This is a genomic window from Actinophytocola xanthii (assembly GCF_001921205.1).
GTDB classification, from domain to species: Bacteria; Actinomycetota; Actinomycetes; order Mycobacteriales; family Pseudonocardiaceae; genus Actinophytocola; species Actinophytocola xanthii.
This window is the reverse complement of record NZ_MSIE01000013.1, coordinates 99,789-123,201: the sequence shown is the minus strand read 5'-3', so window position 1 is coordinate 123,201 and position 23,413 is coordinate 99,789. Positions and strand designations below refer to the sequence as shown.

At 73.4% G+C, this 23,413-nt stretch carries 24 protein-coding genes; 6 read left to right on the top strand and 18 right to left on the bottom strand.

What is annotated here, in order from left to right; genetic code table 11:
- Nucleotides 1-7: 7 nt before the first annotated feature.
- Nucleotides 8-1,270, bottom strand: coding sequence for a HAMP domain-containing sensor histidine kinase (locus BU204_RS09130; protein WP_075125154.1), 1,263 nt, complete (start codon nt 1,268-1,270; stop codon nt 8-10).
- 6 nt (nt 1,271-1,276) lie between these two features.
- Nucleotides 1,277-1,960 carry a response regulator transcription factor gene (locus tag BU204_RS09125; RefSeq protein WP_075125190.1) on the bottom strand — a complete coding sequence of 228 codons (684 nt, stop codon included), beginning with the start codon at nt 1,958-1,960 and terminating at the stop codon, nt 1,277-1,279.
- Between the two features lie 104 nt (nt 1,961-2,064).
- Between BU204_RS09125 and BU204_RS09120 the strand changes: the two genes are divergently transcribed.
- A complete protein-coding gene (locus tag BU204_RS09120; protein WP_143229391.1) occupies nt 2,065-2,568 on the top strand; it encodes a hypothetical protein in 504 nt (167 codons plus the stop codon).
- A 160-nt stretch (nt 2,569-2,728) separates the two neighbouring features.
- On the opposite strand, the gene BU204_RS09115 is transcribed toward BU204_RS09120, so the two are convergent.
- Both BU204_RS09115 and BU204_RS09110 read right to left on the bottom strand, forming a co-directional pair.
- A complete protein-coding gene (locus tag BU204_RS09115; RefSeq protein WP_075125152.1) occupies nt 2,729-3,487 on the bottom strand; it encodes a Clp protease N-terminal domain-containing protein in 759 nt (252 codons plus the stop codon).
- 36 nt (nt 3,488-3,523) lie between these two features.
- Entirely contained in the window at nt 3,524-3,916 is a 393-nt protein-coding gene (locus BU204_RS09110; protein WP_075125151.1) for a MerR family transcriptional regulator, read from the bottom strand.
- A gap of 47 nt (nt 3,917-3,963) precedes the next feature.
- Between BU204_RS09110 and BU204_RS09105 the strand changes: the two genes are divergently transcribed.
- On the top strand, nt 3,964-4,827 hold the full coding sequence (locus BU204_RS09105; protein ID WP_075125150.1) for an NAD(P)-dependent oxidoreductase: 864 nt from the start codon (nt 3,964-3,966) through the stop codon (nt 4,825-4,827).
- A gap of 13 nt (nt 4,828-4,840) precedes the next feature.
- Here BU204_RS09105 and BU204_RS09100 read toward each other — a convergent pair whose 3' ends face one another.
- Genes BU204_RS09100 through BU204_RS09090 form a run of 3 tightly spaced genes read right to left on the bottom strand, consistent with a single transcriptional unit; the run spans nt 4,841 to nt 9,355 of the window.
- Nucleotides 4,841-5,860: a LacI family DNA-binding transcriptional regulator gene (locus BU204_RS09100; protein WP_233159819.1), complete on the bottom strand. Its 1,020-nt coding sequence runs from the start codon at nt 5,858-5,860 to the stop codon at nt 4,841-4,843.
- A gap of 58 nt (nt 5,861-5,918) precedes the next feature.
- Entirely contained in the window at nt 5,919-7,670 is a 1,752-nt protein-coding gene (locus BU204_RS09095) for an ABC transporter ATP-binding protein (protein WP_075125148.1), read from the bottom strand.
- Nucleotides 7,667-9,355 carry an ABC transporter ATP-binding protein gene (locus tag BU204_RS09090; protein WP_075125147.1) on the bottom strand — a complete coding sequence of 563 codons (1,689 nt, stop codon included), beginning with the start codon at nt 9,353-9,355 and terminating at the stop codon, nt 7,667-7,669. Before BU204_RS09090 ends, BU204_RS09095 begins: the two co-directional genes overlap by 4 nt.
- Before the next feature lie 108 nt (nt 9,356-9,463).
- Between BU204_RS09090 and BU204_RS09085 the strand changes: the two genes are divergently transcribed.
- Nucleotides 9,464-10,993, top strand: a complete 1,530-nt coding sequence (locus tag BU204_RS09085; RefSeq protein ID WP_075125146.1) for an alpha-amylase family glycosyl hydrolase — start codon at nt 9,464-9,466, stop codon at nt 10,991-10,993.
- Here BU204_RS09085 and BU204_RS38975 read toward each other — a convergent pair.
- Entirely contained in the window at nt 10,981-11,166 is a 186-nt protein-coding gene (locus tag BU204_RS38975) for a hypothetical protein (protein ID WP_143229390.1), read from the bottom strand. The two genes, BU204_RS09085 and BU204_RS38975, sit on opposite strands and share 13 nt — an antisense overlap.
- Before the next feature lie 37 nt (nt 11,167-11,203).
- On the opposite strand from BU204_RS38975, the gene BU204_RS09080 reads away from it, so the two are divergent.
- From BU204_RS09080 to BU204_RS09070, 3 genes are all read left to right on the top strand, one after another.
- Nucleotides 11,204-11,845: a LysE family translocator gene (locus BU204_RS09080; protein ID WP_075125145.1), complete on the top strand. Its 642-nt coding sequence runs from the start codon at nt 11,204-11,206 to the stop codon at nt 11,843-11,845.
- Between the two features lie 87 nt (nt 11,846-11,932).
- Nucleotides 11,933-12,358: a nuclear transport factor 2 family protein gene (locus BU204_RS09075; protein ID WP_075125144.1), complete on the top strand. Its 426-nt coding sequence runs from the start codon at nt 11,933-11,935 to the stop codon at nt 12,356-12,358.
- Between the two features lie 139 nt (nt 12,359-12,497).
- Complete coding sequence (locus tag BU204_RS09070; RefSeq protein ID WP_075125143.1) at nt 12,498-12,773, top strand: hypothetical protein; 276 nt, start codon at nt 12,498-12,500, stop codon at nt 12,771-12,773.
- 139 nt (nt 12,774-12,912) lie between these two features.
- Here BU204_RS09070 and BU204_RS09065 read toward each other — a convergent pair whose 3' ends face one another.
- The 10 genes from BU204_RS09065 to pucL all read right to left on the bottom strand — a co-directional run bounded on the left by BU204_RS09065 (nt 12,913) and on the right by pucL (nt 23,413).
- Complete coding sequence (locus BU204_RS09065; protein WP_075125142.1) at nt 12,913-13,293, bottom strand: VOC family protein; 381 nt, start codon at nt 13,291-13,293, stop codon at nt 12,913-12,915.
- 169 nt (nt 13,294-13,462) lie between these two features.
- Nucleotides 13,463-13,642: a hypothetical protein gene (locus BU204_RS09060; protein ID WP_075125141.1), complete on the bottom strand. Its 180-nt coding sequence runs from the start codon at nt 13,640-13,642 to the stop codon at nt 13,463-13,465.
- On the bottom strand, nt 13,635-13,823 hold the full coding sequence (locus BU204_RS09055) for a hypothetical protein (protein ID WP_075125140.1): 189 nt from the start codon (nt 13,821-13,823) through the stop codon (nt 13,635-13,637). The genes BU204_RS09060 and BU204_RS09055 overlap by 8 nt, the downstream gene beginning before the upstream one ends.
- 97 nt (nt 13,824-13,920) lie before the next feature.
- Nucleotides 13,921-15,138: a helix-turn-helix domain-containing protein gene (locus BU204_RS09050; RefSeq protein WP_075125139.1), complete on the bottom strand. Its 1,218-nt coding sequence runs from the start codon at nt 15,136-15,138 to the stop codon at nt 13,921-13,923.
- A 58-nt stretch (nt 15,139-15,196) separates the two neighbouring features.
- Complete coding sequence (locus BU204_RS09045) at nt 15,197-17,287, bottom strand: putative bifunctional diguanylate cyclase/phosphodiesterase (RefSeq protein WP_158073422.1); 2,091 nt, start codon at nt 17,285-17,287, stop codon at nt 15,197-15,199.
- A gap of 266 nt (nt 17,288-17,553) precedes the next feature.
- The gene (pucD, locus tag BU204_RS09040; protein ID WP_075125137.1) at nt 17,554-19,842 is read right to left on the bottom strand and encodes a xanthine dehydrogenase subunit D; all 2,289 of its coding nucleotides are present in this window, start codon (nt 19,840-19,842) and stop codon (nt 17,554-17,556) included.
- Nucleotides 19,839-21,194 carry an 8-oxoguanine deaminase gene (locus BU204_RS09035; RefSeq protein WP_075125136.1) on the bottom strand — a complete coding sequence of 452 codons (1,356 nt, stop codon included), beginning with the start codon at nt 21,192-21,194 and terminating at the stop codon, nt 19,839-19,841. The genes pucD and BU204_RS09035 overlap by 4 nt, the downstream gene beginning before the upstream one ends.
- Nucleotides 21,191-21,667 (bottom strand): (2Fe-2S)-binding protein, encoded by a 477-nt coding sequence (locus BU204_RS09030; protein ID WP_075125135.1) that lies wholly within the window; start codon nt 21,665-21,667, stop codon nt 21,191-21,193. Before BU204_RS09030 ends, BU204_RS09035 begins: the two co-directional genes overlap by 4 nt.
- Entirely contained in the window at nt 21,668-22,525 is an 858-nt protein-coding gene (locus tag BU204_RS09025; RefSeq protein ID WP_075125134.1) for an FAD binding domain-containing protein, read from the bottom strand. It lies immediately after the preceding gene.
- A 3-nt stretch (nt 22,526-22,528) separates the two neighbouring features.
- Nucleotides 22,529-23,413: a factor-independent urate hydroxylase gene (pucL, locus tag BU204_RS09020; RefSeq protein ID WP_075125133.1), complete on the bottom strand. Its 885-nt coding sequence runs from the start codon at nt 23,411-23,413 to the stop codon at nt 22,529-22,531.

The following is a 23,413-nucleotide window of genomic DNA, read 5'->3' as shown; positions in this document are numbered from 1 at the left end:
CCGACGGTTAAGGCGCCGCTAAGAACGTCACGACCACGGCCAGCCCTCCGCCGGGCCCGGGTCCCAGGCGCACCGACCCGCCGGTGCGCTCGGCCGCCCGGCGCACGATGTCCAGGCCCAGTCCGCTGGAGCCCGACCCGCTGACGCCGCGTTCGAGCACCGGGCCGGCTGGGAGGCCGGGACCGGCGTCGGCGACCACGAGCTCCACGCCGCCGGGCACCGCCGCCAGCCGCACGGCGAACGCGGTTCCGTGCGGGGTGTGCGCGAACACGTTGCCCAGCAGCGCGTCCACACAGGCCTCGAGGTCCGCGCTGCCGAGGGCGACCGGCAGCGGACCGGGTTGGATGTGGACGGTCAGCTCCCGGTCGGTGTCCTCGGCGAGGACCGACCAGAACTCGACCCGGGCGCGCACCACGGCCGCCGCGTCGGTCACCGCCTGCTCCGCGCCGGCCCGGCGCCGGGCCTGCTGGATCACCTCGGTCACCGCCCGGTTCACCGCCTCCACGCCCGCGACGATCCGCTCCGCGTCCGGTTCGGGCAGTGACTCGGCCTCCATCCGCAACGTCGTCAGCGGCGTCCGCACCCGGTGCGACAGGTCCGCGATCGTCTCGCGCTCCTCACGCAGCGCCTCGGCGATCCGGCTGGCGAGGCCGTTCAACGCGGCGGCGACCACACCGAGCTCACCGGGCGCGGACAGGTCGGCCCTGGCCTCCAGCTCGCCGCGGCCCAGCCGGTGCGAGACCGCCGCGAGGTCCACGGTGGACCGCACGAAGGTGCGGGCGAGCCGGTCCGCCACCACCAGGCTGACCAGCAGCAGCCCCACGCCGAGCCCGCCGAGCAGCAACCACGCGCGCGGCACGCCGGCGGACAGCTCCGCGTCGGGCACGAAGGAGCGGATCACCGCCGGGGCGCTCGGCCGGTCGACGGCGAACACGATCTCCCGTCCGCCCGGCACCTCGGCGGACTCGCTGGTGCCCCCCTCCGCCAACGCGACCAGCGGCGACCGCTCGGCGGGAAAGCCGAGCTGGATGCCGTCGAGGAAGACGGTCACCTCGTAGTCGGAGGTCGCGTTGACCTGGTCGACGGCCAGCTCGAGGGTCTGCCGGTCGGTCGTCGCCACCAGCGAGGTGAGCGCCTGCGCCTCGACCGTCGCGCCCTGCACCGCACGGTCGACGGCGACGTTGCGCACCAGCAACGCGAGCGGGGCGAGGAACGCGACGAGCACGAGGGTCGTGGTGGCCGCGACGAGCAGCAGCACCCGGCGGCGCACCGGCGCTCACTCCCCCGGCGCGGCGAGCCGGACGCCGACGCCACGCACCGCGTGCAGGTACCGGGCCTGTTGCGCGGTCTCACCGAGCTTGCGGCGCAGCCACGACAGGTGGACGTCGACCGTCTTGTCCGCGCCGCCGTAGGGCAGCTGCCACACCTCGGTCAGCAGCTCCCGCTTGCTGACCACCTCGCCGGCGCGCGCGGCGAGGTAGTACAGCAGGTCGAACTCGCGCGGGGTGAGCTCCAGGGCACGCTCGCCGAGCCAGGCCCGGCGGGAGCGGGGGTCCACCCGCAGCTCTCCCACGCCGACCGTCCGGTCGGCGGGCTCCTCGGTGCCGCGGCGCAGCACCGCCCGGATCCTCGCGTCGAGCTGGGCCACCCCGAACGGCTTGACCACGTAGTCGTCGGCGCCGGCGTCGAGCACGGTGACGATCTCGTTCTCGTCGTCCCGCGCGGTCGCCACCACAACCGGCACGTCGGAGACCCCGCGGAGCATGCGCAGCATGGCCGTGCCGTCGAGATCGGGCAGCCCGAGGTCGAGCACGACGACGTCCGGTCGCGTGCTCACCGCCTGTTCCAGCCCGGCCATCGCGGTCGGCGCGGAGACCACGGCGTGCCCGCGCTCGGTGAGCCCGCGGATGATCGAGGAGCGGATGGTCGCGTCGTCCTCGACGACGAGTACCTGGGCCATGTGGTCGAACACTAGTGCCGGTGCCTCCCGGCCACAGCCGCGACAGCGGGCCGATAGGCCGGCGTTAGGACCCTCTTAACCATCGGCGCCGGCATACTCGAGGCGTGCGAGGAGGACGGATCACGACCGGTGTGCTGCTGTGGCTCGTGGCCGCGGCGGCGGCCACGGCCGTGGGCCTGACCGCCGTCGGCGCCATCGGAACCGACCTCCTCGGCAGCGGCAGCACCCCGCTCAGCGAGTCCGAGGTGGACGCCCAGCTGGCCAGCCGCCGCGCCGACACCACGACGCCACCGCCGACATCGCCGCCGCCGACGACCTCGGCCAGCCGACCCCCTGCCTCGCCCGGCCGGACCTCCCCGCCGAAACAGCGGGAGTCCGCGAGGAGCACGACGACCACGACACCGGGCGGCACGGTCATCTCCCGCTGCGCCCCCGGCGGCGTGCAGGTGCTCCAGGCGACGCCGGTGCTCGGCTTCCGGGTGGACTCCGATGACACCGGCCGGGTCGACGACCACCCCTCGGTGAAGTTCCGGTCCGGGGAGCGGGAGATCGAGGTCCGCCTACGCTGCGCGGGTGGACGCCCCCAGGCCGAGGTCGAGGACGACTAGGGCGCGTCCGCGCAGTCCCGGTCGATGGGCTTCGTGATCCAGGTCGTCGCTGGCAAGGCGGAGGGCGGGCCTCGTACCGGGTTGTACTCGGCCTGTCCGACAACGCCGCCAGCGGCGGGCTGGGCGCGAAGACCGCGATCGAGGGCTGTGCGGACGTGCCCTAGGAGTCGCCGCCGGTGAGGCCGGCGCGCTCCTCCAGCCGGTCCAGACGGGTGAGCACGGGCTGGAGAGCCTGGGTGACCGCGGTGTTCACCGCCGCGGCGACCGAGGTCGCGCCGGCGGCCTGGTTGGCCTGGTTGGCCTGGTTGGCCTGGAGATGCAGGTAACCCGCGAGCGCGGCCGCGACCGCCTGCCGGGCGGTCTTGGTGTCGACACCCAGTCGGCGCAGCACCGCGCCGGCGCTGCCCTCGGGCTCGGCGACCAGGCCGAGCAGCAGGTGCTCACAGCCCACGTAGTTGTGCCCGAGCACGATGGCCTCCACGACGGTCAGCTCGAGCGCGTGGGCGGCGGCACGGCTCATCCGGACGGCCGGCCCGCCGGGGTCCCCCGTCTCGAGGCGTTCGACCTCGCGCAGCACCTGCGCCGGGTCTACCTCGATCGAGCGGAGCACGTGCAGGGCGAGGTTGCCGCCCTCGCTGATCATGCCGTGCAGCAGGTCGCGGCTGCCGATCTCGGCGGCGCCGCGCTCGTGCGCCCGCCGGACCGCCAACATGATCACGTCCTTGGCGCGCTGGGTGAACAGGGTGAGCGCGGCCGTGGCATCGGGGCCGCTCAAATCGCCCACCGCGGCCGCCCGGATCGCCCCGACGCGCTTGACCGACTGCTCGAGCGCGCGCTGGCAGATGGCGGAGACAGGCAGCCCCATCTCCCGGACGTTGTCGGCGAGCTCGTCGGGGAGGTACACGTTGACCTTTGGCATACCCCTATATGTACCCCCTTAAGGGGTTATACGCAACTAGGCGTGCGCGGCGACCCATTCCCCGTAGGCCGCGTCGTCGGCCGGCGCGGCCGCGATGACCTGGTCGAGCAGGGTCCGCGCGCTGGTCAGCCCGGTGATGGCGGAGGTGATCCGCTCCCGCTCCCGGTTCAGCTCGGCCACGAGCTCGGGGCAACCCGGCGCGAGCCCGTCGCCGGTGTCGACCATGCACGGCAGCACCTCGGCGATGGTCGCGGTGCCGAGCCCGGCGGAGAGCAGGACCCGGACGTGCCGCACGGTGTCCACGTCGGACTCCTGGAAGACGCGGTAGCCGCTGGGCCGGCGCCGCGGGTGCAGCAGGCCCTGCTCCTCGTAGTACCGCAGCGACCGCTCGCTCACCCCGGTCCGCCGCGCCAGCTCCCCGATGCGCATCGTTCTCCCTTGACTCTGACACCGATGTGAACTTTTAGCGTAGCCGCATGACGAACCCGACAACCGTGACCGTGCTCGGTCTCGGACCGATGGGCCACGCGCTGGCCTCCGCATTCCTCGCCGCCGGCCACCGGACGACGGTCTGGAACCGCACCCCCGGCAAGGCCGACGACCTCCTCGCGCGCGGGGCGAGGGCCGCAGGCGACCCGGCCGAGGCCCTCGCCGCGAGCGAGCTCGTGGTCGCCTGTGTGATCAACTACGCGGCGGTGCACGCCATCCTCGATCCGGTCGCCGACACACTGCGCGGGCGGACGCTGGTCAACCTCTCCGCGGACACCCCGCGGGCGGCCAGGGACACCGCGGCCTGGGCGGCGGGGCACGGCGTCGACTACCTGGACGGGGCGATCATGACCCCGGTCCCGTCGATCGGCACCGCGGAGGCGGTCCTGCTCCTCAGCGGGGCCGAGCCGGTCTACCGTGCCCACGAGGGGACCCTGGCCGCCCTGGGCGGGACGGCGACCTACCTCGGCACCGACCCCGGCCGCGCGGCCGCCTACGACGTCGCGCTGCTCGACCTGTTCTGGACCTCGGTCGCCGGCATGACCCACGCGTTCGCGCTCGCGGCCGCGGAGGACGTGAAGGCCGGCGAGCTGGCCCCGTTCGCCGCGGGCATCGGCCGGCTGCTGCCGATGATGGTCGAGGACCACGCCGCCCGGCTGGACGCCGCCCGCTTCGACGGCGACGACGCGAACATCGTCTCGGCCACCTCGACGCTCGAGCACATCGTGGCCACAGCGGAGGCCAACGGGCTGAGCGCGGGGGTGCAGCGCGAGGTGCTCGCCCTGTTCCGCCGCGCCGTCGAGGCTGGCCACGGCCAGGACGCCCTGGCCAAGCTCACCGAGCACGTGTGAGCGCCGCGACCGCCTAGCCGCACCCGCAGCTGGCCCGGCGCGTCTGGGTGACCGGCAGCAGCACCGAGCGCGGCTCGCGGTCGGGCTCGCGCAGGCGTTCGACCAGCAGGTCCACCGCAGTCTCACCGAGTTTGCGCATGGGTTGGGTGACGGTGGTGAGCGCGGGCCGCACGACCCGGCCGAGCGGGATCCCGTCGAACCCGACGACCGCGACCTCGTCCGGCACGCGGATCCCCCGGCGTTCCAGGGTCTGCAGGGCGCCCAGCGCCATCTGGTCGTTGGCGCAGATCAGGGCCTGCGGCGGCCGGTCGACCCCGGCCAGCAGGCGCTCGGTCGCGAGCCGGCCGCCGGCCTGGGTGAAGTCGCCCCTGGCGTCGGGCTCGTCGGGGGCGGGCAGGCCGGCCGCGGCGCGGGCGCGCCGGTAGCCGCGGAAGCGGGCCCGCGCGTCGGGGGAGTCGGCGGCACCGTCGAGGAACGCCAGCCGGGTGAGACCGTGGTCGGCGATCAGGTGGGTGGTCATCGCGAACTCGCCCTCGTCGTTCGCGACCTCGAGGTGGTCGAGGTGGTCGATCTCCCGCGGGCCGGCGATCATCACCACCGGCAGGCGCCGGGAGATGATCTCCAGGTCCTCGGTCGGCACGGTCCGGGCCAGCACGGCGAAGCCGTCCACCCGCCCGGCCACCGTGGCGACCAGGCTCTCCGGCCCGCCGGCCAGGGAGGCGGCGATCAGCAGCGCGTATCCATGGCGCCGGGCCGCGCGCTCCATGCCGCGGGTGATCTCGTCGGCGTAGAGGGTGTGCTCCGGGTCGTCGCTGCCCTCGTCGCCGTCCACCTCCGGGTCGGCGTAGTCCGGGAAGCAGAGGCCCAGCACCCCGGTGGCGCGGCTGGCGAGCCCGCGCGCGCTGCCGCTGGGCACGTACCCCAGCTCACGCGCCACCGCGAGCACCCGCTCCCGGGTCTGCGGCCGGACGGTGCCAGGATTGCGGTACACCCGCGACACGGTGGCGATCGACACCTGCGCACGCTCGGCCACGTCATAGACCGTCGGGGCGCCCATAAGCCTCCTGTAAGCGCATTCAACCGCGCCGACGCTACCCGCGGCTCCCGCTTCCCGTCCAGCTCCGCCACAGCTCGGCGTACCGCCCACCGGCCGCGACGAGCTCCGCGTGCGTCCCCGTCTCCACCACCCGCCCGTGCTCGAGGACCAGCACCCGGTCGGCCAGCTCCGCCTGCGTCAACCGATGCGCGACGACCAACGTCGTCCGCCCCCGGGTCGCCGCCAGCGCGGCTCGCTCCAGCTCCCGCGCTCCGGCGCTCCCCGCCTCCGCGGTCGCCTCGTCCAGGATCGCCACCGTCGGGTCGGCCAGCACCAGCCTGGCCAGCGCCAGCTGCTGGGCCTGCGCGGCGGTGAGGCGGTGGGCGTTCTCCCCGACAACCGTGTCGATCCCGGCCGGCAGGGCACGCACCCAGTCCGCCGCGCCCACCAGCGCCAGCGCCTCCCGCACCTGCTCGACGCTCGCGTCCGCCCGCGCCAGGCGCAGGTCGGCGACCAGCGACCCGGAGAACACGTGCACCTCCTGGCTGAGCATCGCGATGTGCCGGCCACGGTCCAGCTCGCCCACCGGCACCCCGCCGAGGCAGACCCTGCCCGCCACCGGGTCGAGCAGCCCGGCGGCGATCGCCGCGAGCGTCGTCTTGCCCGCCCCGGTCGAGCCGACCACCGCGAGCCGCTCACCCGGCGCGATCACGGCCCCGACGCCGTCGAGCACCAGGGGCCCGTCGCCGTAGCGGTGCGTGACGCCCTCGATCTCCAGCCGACCGTCGACCGGCTCGCGGGTCTCCCCCACCGGTCCCGGGCGGTCCAGCTCGGCCACGCCGACCAGCCTCGCCAGGCTCGCCCCGGCCGCCTGGACCTGGTCGAACTCGAAGATCACCGCCCCGATCGGGTTGAACAGTCGGTGGAAGTAGAGCGCGGCGGCGGTCGTCGCGCCGACCGTCACCGCGTCCGCCCTCACCAGCAGGAACCCGGTCACCAGGATCGTGGCCAGGCCGACCAGCTCGGCCCGGTTCATCCGCCCCACCAGCCGCGCGACCAGCCGGAACACCCCGATCGAGAGGTCGACCGCGGCCAGCGAGCGCTCCCGCACGGCAGCGGTGTGCGCGCCCTCGAGCCGGTAGGCCCGCACGGTCGCCACGCTCTGCAACGAGCTGACCATGGCCTCCGCGCGCTCGCCGACCGCCACCCGCTCACGCGCGTAGAAGGGGCCGGAGCGGGGCAGGTACCAGCGCACGGCCAGCACGTACATCGGGGCGGCGACGAGGCCGGCGAGGCCGAGCCGCCAGTCCAGGGCGAGCATGCCGCCGGCGGTCAGCACGATCGTCAGCAGCGCGCCGACGAGCTGGGGCCCGGTCGTGACCAGCGCCGTCGTCGCGACCGAGACGTCGTCACCGACGCGGGAGAGCAGGTCCCCGGTGCCGACCCGGTCCAGGGTAGGCGCCGGCAGGCGCAGGATGCGGTCCAGCACCCGCTCACGCAGCCGGGCCAGCACCGTCTCCCCCAACCGGCTGAGCAGCGCCGCGGACAGCCCGGTGAGCACGCCGGTGACCACCGCGACCACCCCGATCACCACCGCGGCACGCACGGCCGCGTCCTGGCCGGCACCGCCGGCGATGTCGTCGACCATGACACCGAGCACCCAGGGGGCGACCAGCCCGCCCGCGCTCGCGCCGACCGCGGTGAGCACGGTGGCGACGCCGAGCCAGGGCGTGACCCGCACCTCAGACCACAGCATCGCCCAGGTCCGCCCCGGCGGCGCGATCGGCAACAGCTCCCGCGCGCTCATCGCAGGACCGCCGCGCGGTAGCGGGGGTCGGACTGGGCAAGGTCGGCGTGCGTGCCGGACGCGGTCACCCGGCCCCCGTCGAGCACCAGCACCCGGTCGGCCACCGCGAGCAGCGCCGGGCTGGCGGTGACCAGCAGGGTGCTGGCGTGGGCCCGCACCCGGGCGATGCCCTCGGCGATGCGTTCCTCGGTGACGGTGTCGACAGCAGTCGTCGGCTCGTACAGGACGAGCACCGACGGGTCGGCGGCCAGCGCCCGGGCGAGGCCGATGCGCTGGCGCTGCCCGCCGGACAGCGTGGTGCCGCGGTCGGTCACCGAGCGGTCGAGCCCGTCGGGATGCGCGGCCAGGATGTCGTCGGCGGCCGCGGCCGCGACGGCCGCGGTGACGGCCTCCGGCGGGCGCTCGGCCCCCGCGAGCAGGTTGTCCCGCAGCGTCCCCTCGAACAGCGCGACGTCGTGCTGTTCGACGAGCACCGCCGCGCGCACCGTGTCCAGGTCCAGCTCGCCAACCGGCACACCGCCGACCTCCACCCGTCCGGTGTGGTCGGTGGCGGGTACGGCACCGGCCAGCAGCTCGAGCAGGGCGTCGCTGTCGCGCTGGTCGTAGGCGACGACACCGACCGTCTCACCGGGACCCAGCTCCAGGTCGAGGCCGTCGAGCGTGCGGTAGCCGACCCCGCGCAGCGCGACGCCGGCGGCCAGCACCTCGGTGCGCGTGCCCGGGCTGAGCACGGCCGGCGCGGTGAGCACGCGGGCCAGCCGCGCGGCCGAGGCACGGGCCCGGGCGAGCAGCTGGCCGGCCGTGCCGAGCAACCGCACCGGCTCGGCGACGAACTGCGCCAGGCCGACCACGGCGACCAGCTCGCCGACCGTGATCCGCCCGGCCAGCGCGATCCACCCGGCGAACCCGGCGACGACGGCCAGGAACAACCCGCTCGCCGCGGTCGTGATGCCGAGGTAGACGCCGTTGGTGGTGGCCGCGCGCAGGCTCGCCCGCAGCGTCCCCCGGCTGGACGCGCGGTAGGTCTCCGCCGCGTTGTCCTGGGCGCCGATGCCGCGCAGCGCACGCACCCCCCGCACCAGGTCGGTGGCGAGCGCCGTGGTCTCGCCGGCGCTCTCCTGCGCGGCGGTGGACCGGCGGGTGAGCAGCGGGCTGAGCAGCTGGAGCCCGGCGACCAGCACGGGGACGCCGACGACCACGGTCAGCCCGAGCGGCACGTCCACGGTGAGCAGCGCCGTCGCCGACACGGCCAGGGCGACCAGCGCGGCCGCCCCCAGCGACACCCCGTGCACCACCTCCGCCGAGCGCTCCGCGTCGGACGTCGCGACCTGGAGCACCTCACCGGCCCGCATGCCGGTGCGGTGGCCGCGGGGGTCGAGCACCCGCTCCACCACCTCCACGCGCAGCTGGTGGGCCTCCCGCTGCTCGGCGACGACCAGGTGGCGGGTGCCGACCCGCCAGCACACGGTCAGCGCGCCGAACAGCGCGCACAACGCCAGCACCCACCAGACCAGGGCCGGCAGGTCGCCGGTGCCCACGGCCCGGTCGATGATCACCCCGATCATCACCGGGACCAGCGCCTCGGCGACCTGGTGCCCACACACCAGCACGGCGCCGCCGAGAAGGCGGCCCCGGTGCCGTGCCAGGGACCTGCGCAGCAGACGGCCACCGGTCAGCTCGCGCACGAGGTCCCCTTCCTGCCCGTTCCGGCCGACCGATCAGCTCGACCCCGCACATTCTGCGGGCCGTCGAGTACCGTCCGAAAGGCAGGTGCCGACGAACGAGGAGCATGCATGCCCGCCTGGTTGTCCGACGCCGTCCTCTACCAGATCTACCCGCAGAGCTTCGCGGACAGCGACGGCGACGGCATCGGCGACCTCAACGGCATCGAGTCCAAACTGGACTACCTGGCCTGGCTCGGGGTGAACACGGTCTGGCTCAACCCCTGCTTCGTCTCGCCCATGCTCGACGCCGGGTACGACGTCGCCGACTACTACCGGATCGACCCGCGCTACGGCAGCAACGACGACCTCGCCAAGCTGGTCGACTCCGCCGGCCGGCGCGGAATCCGGGTGCTGCTCGACCTCGTCCCCGGCCACACCTCCAACCAGCACCCGTGGTTCGTCCACTCGGCGAACGACCCCACCGACCACCGCTTCATCTGGTCGGACCGCCCGGAGCCGGGTTTCCAGCCCTCGCCGGGCAGCCGGGAGGGCTTCTACCTGCCGAACTTCTTCCCCGTGCAGCCCGCGCTGAACTTCGGCTACGGGCGGATGGACGAGTCGCAGCCCTGGCGGCAGCCGGTCGACGCCGAGGGTCCCCGGGCCAACCGGCAGGCGCTGCGCGACATCATGGACCACTGGCTGGCGACCGGCGTCGCCGGTTTCCGGGTCGACATGGCCTCGTCGCTGGTCAAGGACGACGCCGGCAAGGTGGAGACGGCGAAACTGTGGCGCGAGCTGCGCGGCTGGATCGACACCGCCCATCCCGAGGCGGTGCTGCTCAGCGAGTGGGCCCAGCCGCAGGTGTCGGTCCCGGCCGGGTTCCACGCCGACTTCTTCCTGCACTTCGGGTCCAGCCAGGCGTTCCGCTCGCTGTTCCACAACGGCGCCGTCTACGACGACACCTGGCGCACCCGGCCGTGCTACTTCGACCCGTCCGGGGCCGGCTCGATCGCCGACTTCCTCGCCGAGTGGGCGACCGCGACCGGCGTGATCGGCGACAGTGGGCACATCATCCTGCCCACCGCCAACCACGACTTCCCCCGACTGGTCGCCGGCAGCCGCACGGCCGACCAGGCCCGGGCGGCGATGGTGTTCCTGCTGACCTGGCAGACCCTGCCGGCCATCTACTACGGCGACGAGTTGGGCACGCCGTACCTGCCCGGGCTGCCCGACGTCGAGGGGAGCGTGCTGGGACCGCCGCGTGCCGGGTACAACCGGGCCGGGTCGCGGACCCCGATGCTGTGGGACGGCGGGGATCCGGAGGTCACGTACCTGCCCGCGCACCCGTCGGCCGAGCGGCCGAACGTGGCCGACGCGCGGGCGGAGCCGGGGTCGTTGCTGACGTTGACCCGTGAGCTGATCGCGTTGCGTCGGGCCCATCCGTCGTTGGGGGCGGGGGGCGCGGTGGAGATCGTGCACCCGGGGTATCCGTTCGTGTACCGGCGAGGTGGGGAGTTCACGGTGGCGGTGAACCCGAGCTTCGCGCCGAGGACGGTGGACGTTTCGGTGCCGGGAGAGCTGGTCCTGGGCCGGGACGTGCGACAGGAGAACGGGCGGCTGGTCCTGGACCGGTTCAGTTACGCGATCTACCGCCACTGATCCCGCGTCGTGGGACGTGATCGACGAGCGCCCCAGGGCACGTCCGCACAGCCCTCGATCGCGGTCTTCGCGCCCAGCCCGCCGCTGACCGCGTTGTCGGGACAGGCCAAGTACAACCCGGTACGAGGCCTGCCCTCCGCCTTGCCAGCGACGACCTGGATCACGAAGCCCATCGACCGGGACTGTGCGGACGCGCCCTAGGCTGGGGCGATGGTGAGCACGGCTGCGGCGACGGGAATCGCCCTGGTGGCGCTGGGGTTGGTGCTGACCCCGGGGCCGAACATGATGTACCTGGTCTCCCGGTCGGTCACCCAGGGTCGCCGGGCGGGCCTGATCTCGCTGCTCGGCGTGGCGGTGGGGTTCCTGGTCTACCTCGCGGCGGCGACGGCCGGGGTGACGGCGGTCCTGCTCGCCGTGCCGGCCGCCTACACGGCGCTGAAGATCGGCGGGGCGCTGTATCTGTTGTGGCTGGCGTGGCAGGCGGTGCGGCCCGGCGGCCGGTCGGCGTTCGCGGCGGCCGAGCTGCCGGTCGAGCGGCCGCGGCGGTTGTTCGTGATGGGGCTGGTGACCAACCTGCTGAACCCGAAGATCGCCGTGCTCTACGTGGCGCTGCTGCCCCAGTTCATCGACCACGGGCGGGGGTCGGTGGCGGCGCAGAGCCTGGTGCTGGGCGGGATTCAGATCGCGGTGGCGTTGGTGGTCAACGCGTTGATCGTGCTCGGGGCGGGGTCGCTCGCCCGGTTCCTGGCCAGGCGACCGCTGTGGCTGCGGGTGCAGCGGTACCTGATGGGCGGGGTGCTCGGCGTGCTCGCCGTCCGGCTCGCCGCGGACCGTTCTCCGGCAGCTGCCTGAGCTGGTTTCGCGCTCGACGGGGTCTTGGTGGTCCCGAGCCGCGGTGCTCTCCGGCTTTGGTGAGTGGCTCGGCTAGCGTGTTGCGCCATGGTGCAGACCGATCCGGCGGAGTTCGTCCGCCGCTTCGCCGACGCGTGGTCGGCGCCCACCGTCGAGGGGCTGATGGCCCTCACCCGGCCCGACGCCACGCTGACCCAGCCGCTGGCCGCGCCGGCCCACGGTCACGACCGGCTGGCCAACCTCTTCGACGAGTTGCTCCAGACGATCCCCGACCTGCGGGGCGAGGTGGTCTCCTGGGCGGCTGCGGACGAGCAGACGGTCTTCGTCGAGCTGAGGTTGGCCGGGACCTTCGGTCGGCGGCCGATCGAGTGGGTCACGGTCGACAAGATCGTGCTGCGGGACGGGCTGGTCGCGGAGCGGACGGCGCACTTCGACGGGTTGCGGCTGCTCGGCTCGATCGCCCGGCGCCCGCGGGGGTGGCCCGTATGGCTGCGTGCGAAACTCGACCGCTGAGCGAGTATCTGGGTGGACATTCGGCGCTCTTGTTAGTAACAATCAACGGGAAAAGTTCGATGAAACCGGTCAGCATCGGTAAGCGTCAGACGATTGTCAGAGCGAACCCGAACCGCACCGCACAGTATCGAGGAACATCATGTCCGTCCGCATCGCGCCACTGTCTGAAGGTCTGAACCACCGAGCCCTCTCCATGCTGCGCGCGGTCGTAGCCGGTCGGGCGATGATCAGCTGCAGCAGCGAGCCGGACCTGTTCATCGACGATGTTCCCTGCTGTGACCAGTACACCGCGCATACGCTGGCGCACGCCGGGCTGGTCGAGCCGGTGACCCGCGGTGCCATCGGCCAGCGCGTCCCGGCCCGCCTCACCGCCGCCGGAGAGGCCGCGATCGCGCCGGTCGCCGCCGCTGCCTGATCTTCCCCGCCGTCCCGAATGGGCGGCCATTCCGGTTCAACCGGATGGCCGCCCATTTTCGTTTCACTGCCAATTCGGTAGCAGTTCGGTAGCAGCCGAGTAGCGTCCGAGTAGTGTCTCGTACACGCTCCGTTGAACTTTATCTGGAGCGCTGGTCGAGTCTCAGTGGATGATTCTCAGGAATCTCGACGAGCACGATCCGCAGGCCGTCCGGGTCGGCGATCCACCCCTCGAGCAGCCCCCAGGGCTCCTCGCGTGGCTCCCGCACCAGCGGCACCCCGCGCTCGGCGAGCTCCCGAACAGTGGCGGCCAGGTCCCGGACCTGCAACCAGAGCACCACGTCGGCTCCCGGTCCCGCCTCGCCCTGTCCGGACACCTCCAGCAGGCCGTTGCCGAGGAAGAACACGGTCCCGCCGGGGAACTCCCGGTAGACCGCGAGACCGAGGGTGTCCCGGTAGAAGGCAAGCGACCGGTCCCGGTCCCGGGGACGCACGATGATCCGACTCCGCAGGAACTCCATCGGCCCAGCATGCCGGAGACGCAGCCCCCGGGAGGGGAGGCCGCCCCTCGCCCAGTCGAGCAGCGCGGCGACCGTGCCCGCGCCGGCGGTCCGCCCACCCGCGCGGATGGCGAACCCGAGCCCGACGTCCGTGCCACCGGCGTGCCGAGCCGCACGGTCAGCGCCGGCGTCAGGCGTGGCGGGTGTTCTCGTGGACGTCGAGCGTGGTCGCGTCCGCCTCGACATGCCCGCACCGGTAGCAGGTGTGGTGCAGCCGCTGCTCCCACTCGCGGAGCGACTCGCCCTCCCGGCGCTGCTGCCACGGCTTCAACCGCGCCTCGGCGAGCAGCTCCACCACGCGCTCACGCACGGCGGGCCTTCCGCGCGGCTCGGGCTTCCCGTCGCCGCGCCCGCTGCTGACAGGTCAGGCAGTGCCGGCGGTGCCGGTCCAACGCGTCCTCCCACCGCACCGACCAGTAGCCCAGCGGCGGCCCGACAAGCAGGCCACCAAGCGCGCCGAGTGCTCCGATGACGAGCAGCTCTTTCAGCATGGGGAAGCTCCTCCCTCCGTCCTGCGAGGACGTTAGGAGAGCGGCGGACCAGCACGGGGCACAGACTGTGCCCTCACTCGAGTGGGGCACCTACTGGCTAAGCGGCGATCCCGACCCGTTCGCACAGGTCACGGACATCGTCACGCAACCCGGTCGGCGGCCGGTCCCGCAGCTCGAGCAGCATCGCACGGGCGAAGCCGTTGTACCGGATCGTTTCGCTCGCGGTCCGTTCCGCCCTGTCGAGCAGCGCCCACACCGCGTCGCGCTCGTCGCGCTGGTGGTGCGCTCGGGCCACCTCGATCAGGTGTCGCGACTGTCGCGGCACCGACGCGATCGCGTCGGCGTCGACCGATCCCGCGGCCCGCAGCGCCTCGCCCGCTCGCCGCAGCTCAACCCCCAGCGTGGTCGCGTGCGCCGCGATCACCGGCACCGAGAACGAGGTTTGCACGTGCCGGTACCCAAGCCCGAGCCGACGTGCGACCGCCTCGGCTCGTTCGAGGTGTGCCCACGCCTCGCCATGCCGTCCACGGCGCGCGTGGACGAGAGCGATCTCCGCTTCGAGTGCGCCGAGCATGCCCCGCCAGTCGTCCGGAGCATCGGCGAGGTGTGGCCGAAGCTGCTGCGTGGCGTCGGTGGCGAGCCTGATCGCTTCCTCCCAGCGGCCGGCGTCGCGGAGCGCGCCGACCATGGCCCAGGTTCCACCGGCGACCGCGTACGGATCGTCCGCCTCCCGGCCCTCGGTCAACGCGCGGTCGGCGACCAGCCACACCAGTTCCGGTGCGGGCTGATAGGCGACGTAGAAGTCGGCGAGCTGGTACACGCCGGACAACACGCGGCGGGCGTTGCGGCGGTCCTCAGCGGCACGGGCGGCGTGCTGGGCGTCACGAACGAGGTCGGGCAGCAGCGCGCCCAACTGGGTCCGGTGGTCGGGGCTGGCGTGCCGCACTCGCCACGCCTGCTCCAGCCGGCGCGCCACGTGGTCGGCACGAGGTGTCTGCCCGGTCGGCGTCAGCTGGTAGTCCATGAGCGCGGCCCGCACAGCCCCGAGCGCGGCGTGCCGCTCACCGGCGAAGACACGCACCGGCACAGCCTCGCCGTTGCCGGTCAGCGCGGCGAGGTCGGCCAGCTCGAGCGCCTGCGCGAGCCGTAGCAGCATGTCGAGGCGCGGAACCAGGAGACGGCCCGTCTCGACCCCCTTGAGCCAACTGGCCGAGCGACCGACCCGGTCGGCGACGACCGTGCGGGACATGCCGGCCTGCCTGCGGTACCACTCGATGCGGCGTCCGACAGGAAGCTCGGGACCCGGAGTAGCCATGCCCACCTCATGTCCCCGGTGAAGAGGTACGTGGTCAGGCTACTCGGGATGCTCCGCCTCAGGCGACGAAGAGGTGCTCGGTGTCGTGGGAGGAGGCGGTGGTGCCGGTGAAGTCGCCCTGGAGGGCGTCGACGCCGATGGCGCGCCACCAGTCGTACTGGGCCTGACTGTCGACGTTGCCGACGATGACCGGGGTGCCGGAGTCGCGGATCAGTGGGACGAGTTGGCGGATGGACCTGGTGAACAGGGCGTTGTCGCCCTGGCGGGCCACTCGGCTGACGACCTTGCCGGCCATCTTCACCGCGTGGACGGGCAGGTCCTCCAGGCAGGCCAGGTCGCCGCGGCTGTTGCCGAACTCGTAGAGCACGACCTCCATGCCGAGGTCGGTGAGCACGTCGAGGTTGTCCTCGGCCAGGCCGTCGACCCGGCACAGCGCCTGGACCGGCATGCCCAGGCGCAGCCGCTCGGGCTCGAGGTGGGCGGCGGTGAGCACGCCGTGCACGGTGGCGATCAGGTCCGGGTCGCCGGCGAGCTCGGTGCTGAGCTCCACGTACAGCTTCGGCAGTGGCTCGTCGGAGCGTGCGGCCCAGCCGCTGAGCTGCGTACAGGCCTGGTCGAGCATCCAGCGGCCGATCGGCATGGCGAGGCCGGTCTCGGCGAGCGCTTCCAGGCAGCGGGTGTGGTCGAGCCGGCCGTAGTCGGGGTGGTTCCAGCGCAGCAGCGCCTGCAGCGCGACCGGCCGGCGGTCCGCCGCGGAGACCAGCGGCTGGTACTCCAGGGCGATCTCGCCGTTCTCCCAGGCGCCGGGCATCGAGCTGGCCAGCGAGAACAGCTCCCGGTCACGCTCGTTGGCCTCGGCGTCGACCACGCCCCACTGGCGGCGGCCGGTGGTCTTGAGCCGCTGCAGGGTGAGGTCGGTGGCCCGGAGGATCTCGGCGGGCAGCGCGTCGTGCGGGGGCCGGTGCATGACGGCGATGGTCGCGGTGGCCGCGACGCCGTGCTCGCCGATGTAGACCGGCTCGGCGAGCTCGTCGTTGATCCGGGCGGCCAGACTCGCGATGCTGGGGGTGGCGGGGGTGTTCTCGACCAGGACCGCGAACTCGTCGCCGTCGAAGCGGGCGACCGTCGCGCTCTCCTCGCCGAAGACCTCGCGCAGCCGGCTGGCGACGGTCTGCAGCAGGCGGTCGCCGGCATCCCGGCCGAGGCCGTTGTTGACCGTGCGGAACCCGTCCAGGTCCAGGTGGAACACCGTCACGTCGTCGTGGGAACAGCTGCCGCGTAACGCCTCTTCCAGCCGTCCGGTGAAGCGGGACCGGTTCGCCAGCCCGGTCAGCACGTCGTGGGTCGCCTGGAACTGCAGCTGCCCCTCGAGTAAGTGCTTGTCCGAGACGTCCTCCGCGGAGGTGACGAAGTAGCGCGGGGTGCCGTCGGGGTCGCGCAGCACCGACGCCGAGAGGAAGACCAGGGCCTCCTCGCCGTCCTCACGCAGCAGCCGCCGACGCTCACGGAACGGCAGCGAGTCGTCCTCCAGCAGCACCTGGTACCGCAGCCGCAGGTACTCCGCGTCCTCGGCGTGGAACAGGTCCTCCAGCCGCGCCGCCGAGAGCGGACCGCGGTGGCCGAGGATCGCGGCGAGGGCGCGGTTGGTGCGCAGCAGCGTGCCGTCCAGGTCGCTGATCGCCATGCCGACCGACGAGGTCGAGAAGATCTCCTCGAACCGGGCCTCGCTGTCCGAGAGCGCGCGCTCGGCGTTCTCCCTCGCCTGGATGAGCGCGCGGGTCAGCCCCTCCTGCTCGTCGAACAGCCGCTGGCGCATGCCGTCGCTGAAACCCCTCGCCATCGTGCTCAGCACGCGGACGAGCTTCTCGGCGGCGGCGTCGATGCCGTCCAACTCAGGCAGATGTGGCATGCCCTTACCCAGTACCTCGATCGACCTCTCGAGACTCTCGGAGCTGGTCAGGCCCAGCTCCACCAACCGCTCCGCCACGACCGCGGCTCGTTCCGGGCGGAACGGGTCGGCCGTCAGCGTACGAACGACATCGTCGAGCGCGCTGGTCAGCGCGTGTTCTATGTCGTCCCGGGACCGCGCGAGGTAGATGACCTGGTCCAGTTCCCGCGCCCACCGGGTGACCAGCTCAACGCGTCGCACCGGAGCCATCCGTAGGCCAAGTCATCGGGGTTTCTCGTCGTCCTTCGCCGTGAGTCGCGCGTTGACGTTACCAGTGCACTTGTCACGGGTTCTGCCTCCAAACGGGCGCTAGGCACCCGACTTGTTACCTACCCTAGGTGCTGAGCGCTAGCCCGAAAGAGTGAACTATTTTCGGTTAGGCCGTCTCGTATCCGCCTGAAACCAGAGAAAAGTCGTCACGGTATGCGACATCCGACGATTGGCGCCCTGCCAATAATACGAACGGGTTAACCATCGACGATGTGCTCCGGCCGGACCGGGGCTCGGGTCAACGCCCTCCCCGTCGCCGCCCGGATCGCGGCCACGATGGCCGGTGTCGAGGACAGGGTCGGCGGCTCGCCGACGCCGCGCAGGCCGTAGGGCGCGTGCGGGTCGGCGTACTCGAGGACCTCGACCGGCATCGGCGGGGTGTCGAGCACGGTGGGGATCAGGTAGTCGGTGAACGAGGCATTGCGCACCACGCCGTCGACGACCTGGATCTCCTCCATCACCGCGAGCCCGAGCCCCTGCACGGAACCACCCTGGATCTGGCCGACCACGGCGTCCGGGTTCATCGCCCGCCCGACGTCCTGGGCGCAGGCCAGCTCGACGACCCGGACCAGGCCGAGCTCGGTGTCCACGTCGACCACCGCGCGGTGGGCCGCGAAGGCGTACTGCACGTGCGCGAAAGCCCTGCCGGTCGCCGGGTCCAACGCCTCGGTGGGCCGGTGGCGCCACTCGACGGTCCGCTCCACGACGTCCTCGCCGAGCACCTCGACCAGGTCGGCGAGCACCTCGCCGGACGCCGAGACCACGGCCGCCCCGGCGAGCCCTGCGGCCCCCGGAACCCGCGCCAGCACCGCCTCGCGCACCGCCTCGCAGGCCGCCCGGACCGCACCGCCGGTGACGTAGCTCTGCCGCGAGGCCGAGGTCGACCCCGCGCTGCCGACGCTCGTGTCCGCCGGCAGGATCACCACCCGCGCCACGCCGAGCTCGGTCCTGGCGATCTGCGCCTGGAGCGTGACCAACCCCTGGCCCACCTCCGCGGCGGCGGTGTGCACCGACGCGACCGGCTCCCCGGCGGTCACCTCCAGCCGCACCCGCGCGGTGGAGTAGTCGTCGAACCCCTCGGAGAAACCCACGTTCTTCACGCCGACGCCGTACCCGACGCCGCGCACGACGCCTTCGCCGTGGGTCGTGTTCGACACCCCGCCGGGCAGCTCGCGCAGGTCCAGCGGACCGCCGCGCTCGGGCGGGAGCGGCCGGTCCCGGACCCGCTCGAGCAGCTCGGCGACCGGCGCGGCGGAGTCCACCACCTGCCCGGTCGGCATGACCGACCCCTGTTCGAGCGCGTTGCGCACCCGCACCTCGACCGGCGAGATCCCCAGTGCCTCGGCCAGCTTGTCCATCTGGGACTCGTAGGCGAAGCACGCCTGGACAGCGCCGAACCCGCGCATCGCCCCGCAGGGCGGGTTGTTCGTGTAGACACCGGTGCAGTCGATGTGGACATTGGGGACCCGGTACGGTCCGGCGCCGAGCGTCGCCGCGTTGCCGGTGACCGCGGCGGTGGTCGAGGCGTACGCCCCGCCGTCGAGGATGATCTCGGCCTGCACGTAGACCAGCTCGCCGTCGCGGGTCGCGCCGTGCTCGTAGCGGAGCACGGCCGGGTGCCGGTGCACATGGCCGAAGAACGACTCCTCCCGCCCGTAGACGATCTTGACCGGCTTCCCGGTCCGCAGGGCCAGCAGGCTGGCGTGGACCTGCATCGACAGGTCCTCGCGCGCCCCGAAGGCGCCGCCGACACCGGCGAGGTGCAACCGCACCTTGTCCGGGGCGAGCCCCAGCGCCAGGCAGACCTGGCGCTGGTCGGCGTGCAGCCACTGGGTGGCGACGTAGAGGTCGATCCCGCCGTCCTCGGCCGGGACGGCCATTCCGGACTCGGGACCGAGGAACGCCTGGTCCTGCATGCCGACCGTGTACTCGCCGGAGACCACGACCGGCGCGGTCGGCGCCGGGTCACCGAAGCGAATCCTGACCTGGCGCACCAGGTTCCCGCCCGGATGGTCCGGGTGCAGCACCGGCGCTCCGTCGGCGAGCGCCGCCTCCGCGTCGGTCACCGGCTCCAGCACCTCGTAGTCCACCCGCACCCGCGCCGCCGCGCGCCGGGCGGTCTCCGGGTCGTCGGCCGCCACGATCGCCACCGGCTCGCCCTGGTAGCGCACGACGTCGACGGCGAGCACCGGTTGGTCGGCGTGCTCGAGGCCGTAGCGGTTCTCCCCCGGGACGTCCTCGTGGGTGAGCACGACGTGCACGCCGGGCACGGTCAACGCCGGCCCGACGTCGATCGACCGGATCCGGGCGTAGGGGTGCGGGCTGCGCAGGGTCGCGCCCCACAGCATGTCCTCGTGCCACAGGTCCGAGGAGTAGGCGAACTCCCCGCGCACCTTCAGCGTGCCGTCCGGGCGCAGCGGGCTCTCGCCGACCCCGCCGGTGCCGGTCGAGGTCAGCGACTCCGTTCTCGTGTCGGTCCTGCTCATCGGCCGGCCTTCGCCAGCAGTCGGGCGCTCTCCCGCCGCAGCGCGGCCGCGGTGTCCTCTTCGGACACGGTGGCGCAGGCCCCGTCCTCGACCACGACCCGCCCGCCGACCAGCAGCGCGGCCAGCGGAGGCAGGGCGCCGAAGACCAGCGCCGCGACCGGGTCGGCGATGCCGGCGTGCTCGACGCCGTCGAGCCGCCAGACCGCGAGGTCGGCGAGCTTGCCGACCTCGAGGCTGCCGAGCTCGCCGGCCCGCCCGAGGCACTGCGCGCCGCCGAGCGTGGCCAGGCGCAGGGCGTCCCGTGCGGTCAGCGCGTCGGCCCCGCCCCGCAGCCGGGCGAGGTAGGTGGCCTGGCGCAGCTCGACACCCAGACCTCCGTCCTCGTTGGACGCCGCACCGTCCACCCCGAGGCCGACCGGCGCGCCCGCGGCGACGAGGTCGGCGACCCGCGCGATGCCGGAGCCGAGGCGGCCGTTGGACGTCGGGCAGTGGGCCACCCCGGTGCGGGTCGCGCCCAGCCGCGCCACCGCGTCGTCGGACAGGTGCACGCCGTGGGCGAGCCACACGTCGGCGCCGAGCCAGCCGGTCTTCTCCGCGTACTCCACCGGCGTGCACCCGAACTCCTCGAGGCACTGCCGCTCCTCGTCGAGGGTCTCCGCGAGGTGGGTGTGCAGCCGAACCCCCTTGTCCCTGGCCAGCTCCGCGGTGGTGCGCATCAGGTCGGTGGTCACCGAGAACGGCGAGCACGGGCCGATCGCCACCCGCACGGCGGCGTCGGGCGCGGTGTCGTGGTGGCGGTCGACGGCGTCGGCGGAGCCGGCGAGCGCGGCGTCGATGTCCTCGACAATCGAGTCCGGCGGCAGCCCACCCCGGGACTCGCCCCGGTCCATCGACCCACGGACCAGGTGAACACGGGCGCCGACGGAGGTCGCCGCGTCGATGACCGCCGCGGTCAGATCGCCGCCGGCACGCGGGTGCACGTAGTGGTGGTCAGCGACCGTGGTGCAGCCCGTGCGCGCCAGGCGCAGCACACCGGCCGTCGCGGCTGCCCGGGTGACCTCCTCGTCGAGCCCGGCCCAGATCGGGTACAGCTCGACCAGCCACCCGAACAGCGTCGAGTCCTGGGCCAGGCCTCGGGTCGCCCACTGGTAGAGGTGGTGGTGGGTGTTGACCAGGCCCGGGGTGACCAGGCAGCCGGTGCCGTCGATGCGCCGGTCGACCGGGCTGTCCGAGCGCGGCGCGGCGCCCGGCCCGACCGCCTCGATGAGCCCGTCCGCGACGACCACGTGCCCGGAGGCGTACTCCTCGCCGCTGACCGTGACGACCGCGGCGTTCTCGATCACGGTCCTCATGCGCGCTCCCCGGCGACCGTGCTCGCCGCGAGCCGAACAGCGTCCAGGATCTTCTCGTACCCCGTGCAGCGGCACAGGTTCCCGGCCAGCGCCTCGCGGATCTCCGCGTCGCTCGCGTGCGGGTTGCGGTGGACCAGGTCGTGCGCGGCGATGACCAGCCCGGGCGTACAGAACCCGCACTGCACGGCGCCGGTGCGGACGAACGCGTCCTGCACCGGGTCCAGCCGGTCCTCCCCGCCCAGACCCTCCACCGTGCGCACCGACCTGCCCTCCGCCTGGCCGGCGGCGACCAGGCAGGCGCACACCGGCGTGCCGTCGAGGTAGACCGTGCACGAGCCGCACTCGCCCTGCTCGCAGGCGTTCTTCGCGCCGGGCAGGCCCAGCCGCTCCCGCAGCACGTACAGCAGGCTCTCGCCCGGCCACACGTCGTCGGCGGTGTGCTGCTCGCCGTTGATCTCGAGGTTGACCCGCACCTAACGTCCTCCGCTCACGTCCTGCCAGGCCCAGCGCAGCGTGCGCCGGGCGAGCACGGCCAGCGCGTGCCGCCGGTAGGCGGCGCTGCCCCGCACGTCGTCGATGGGCCGTGCGGCCGCGGCGACCAGCTCCCCGAACTCCCGCGCGGTCGCCTCGTCCAGCGCCGCCGGCTCGTCCCAGGGCAGCGCCGCGGCGGCGAACTCCTCGGCCTCCGCCGCGCGCAGCGGAGTCGGCCCGGCCGAGCCGATCCCGGTGCCCACCGACCGGGCGGCCGTGTCCAGCGCGAGACCGAACGAACAGACCGCGATCACCATCGCGTTGCGCGTGCCGACCTTCGCGAACTGCTGCGGGCCGGCGGCCCTCGGCACCAGGACAGCGGTGATCAGCTCGTCCTCGGCGAGCGCGGACCGCTTGGGCCCCAGGAAGAACTCGCCGACCGGGACGGTCCTGGTGCCGCGGACCGAGGCCAGCTCGACCTCGGCGCCGGCGGCCAGCAACGGCGGGTGCGCGTCACCCGCCGGCGAGGCCGAGCCGAGGTTGCCGCCGACGCCGGCCCGGTTGCGGATCTGCGGTGAGCCGACCGTGCGTGCCGCCATGGCCAACCCCGGCAGGACCGTCCCCAGCTCCTCCACGATCCGGGTGTAGGACACGGTCGCACCGAGCCGCACGTGGCCGTTCTCCTCGCCCCACCGCGCCAGCTCGGCGACGCGCCCGAGGTCGAGCAGCGCCGGCGGGCGGCGCCGGTCGAAGTTGAGCTCCACCATGACGTCGGTACCGCCGGCGATCGGCACCGCGGCCGGGTTCTCGGCCTTCGCCGCCAACGCCTCCGCCAGGGAGGCCGGCCTCAGGAAGTCCACGGCTCACCACCAGGCCAGGCCGGGGTCCGGCGCTCCGTCGCGCAGGACTGTGCCCTCGATCAGGCCGTAGGGGCGGTCGGCCGCGAAGAAGACCTCGCCCGGGTTGTCCAGGCCGAACGGCTCCAGGTCGACGAGGAAGTGGTGCTTGTTCGGCAGCGCCAGGCGCACCTCGACCAGCTCCTCGCGGTGCCGCAGCACCCGCTCACCCATGGCGTGCAGGGTCTGCTGCAGCGACAGGGAGTGGGTGTCGGCGAACGCCTCGAGCAGGTGCCGGTGGGCCTGGCGGAACGACTCGGCCCAGGCGGCGTCGGCCCGGTCCGCCGGGTCTCCCCCGTGCCGCCAGCTCGCCGAGACCGCGGTGGCGAGGATGCGGTCGTCGGTCTCGGGAAGCGTGGTGAACCGGTCGCGGTGGAAGCCGTGGAACTCCGAGCCGGTGGTGTTGAGCAGGGTGAGGTCCGCGACGCCGGACACCACCCAGGCGGTCGAGCCGTCGTAGGCGACGGTGGCCGTCCGGGTGCCGGCCGCCCGCGCGAACGAGTGGTGCGCCGGCTGGCCGTCGACCGTGAGCCGCTCCCAGCGGTACTGCTCGAGCCGTACCCGGGCCCGGGTGATCGTGGGTGTCGTGTCCACGAAGTGCCGGGCCAGGCGCAGGCCGAACGCCTCGATCTCGCCGACGCCCTCGCGGGCGAACGCGTAGACGGTGTTCTTCTGCGTGTCGGTGGGCAGCACCCCGCTGTTGTCACCGGTGAGGTGCGTGGCCTCCAGGTCGCCGGCCAGCGTCGTGGTGACGTTGAGGTCGGTGACGGCGTGCCGCTCCGCGCCCCGGTCCACGCGGACCAGGCGCACCTCGGCCTTGCCGTACTGGTTCCCGCCCAGGTGGATGGCCAC

Bases quoted from the DNA above. Each gene is read 5' to 3' on its own strand.
- BU204_RS09050 (WP_075125139.1), bottom strand. From the start codon at position 15,138: ATGGCTACTCCGGGTCCCGAGCTTCCTGTCGGACGCCGCATCGAGTGG.
- BU204_RS09110 (WP_075125151.1), bottom strand. From the start codon at position 3,916: ATGCGCATCGGGGAGCTGGCGCGGCGGACCGGGGTGAGCGAGCGGTCG.
- BU204_RS09125 (WP_075125190.1), bottom strand. From the start codon at position 1,960: ATGGCCCAGGTACTCGTCGTCGAGGACGACGCGACCATCCGCTCCTCG.
- BU204_RS09075 (WP_075125144.1), top strand. From the start codon at position 11,933: ATGGTGCAGACCGATCCGGCGGAGTTCGTCCGCCGCTTCGCCGACGCG.
- BU204_RS09105 (WP_075125150.1), top strand. From the start codon at position 3,964: ATGACGAACCCGACAACCGTGACCGTGCTCGGTCTCGGACCGATGGGC.
- BU204_RS09085 (WP_075125146.1), top strand. From the start codon at position 9,464: ATGCCCGCCTGGTTGTCCGACGCCGTCCTCTACCAGATCTACCCGCAG.
- BU204_RS09080 (WP_075125145.1), top strand. From the start codon at position 11,204: ATGGTGAGCACGGCTGCGGCGACGGGAATCGCCCTGGTGGCGCTGGGG.
- BU204_RS09115 (WP_075125152.1), bottom strand. From the start codon at position 3,487: ATGCCAAAGGTCAACGTGTACCTCCCCGACGAGCTCGCCGACAACGTC.
- BU204_RS09035 (WP_075125136.1), bottom strand. From the start codon at position 21,194: ATGAGGACCGTGATCGAGAACGCCGCGGTCGTCACGGTCAGCGGCGAG.
- BU204_RS38975 (WP_143229390.1), bottom strand. From the start codon at position 11,166: ATGGGCTTCGTGATCCAGGTCGTCGCTGGCAAGGCGGAGGGCAGGCCT.
- BU204_RS09065 (WP_075125142.1), bottom strand. From the start codon at position 13,293: ATGGAGTTCCTGCGGAGTCGGATCATCGTGCGTCCCCGGGACCGGGAC.
- BU204_RS09055 (WP_075125140.1), bottom strand. From the start codon at position 13,823: ATGCTGAAAGAGCTGCTCGTCATCGGAGCACTCGGCGCGCTTGGTGGC.
- pucD (WP_075125137.1), bottom strand. From the start codon at position 19,842: ATGAGCAGGACCGACACGAGAACGGAGTCGCTGACCTCGACCGGCACC.
- BU204_RS09070 (WP_075125143.1), top strand. From the start codon at position 12,498: ATGTCCGTCCGCATCGCGCCACTGTCTGAAGGTCTGAACCACCGAGCC.
- BU204_RS09095 (WP_075125148.1), bottom strand. From the start codon at position 7,670: ATGAGCGCGCGGGAGCTGTTGCCGATCGCGCCGCCGGGGCGGACCTGG.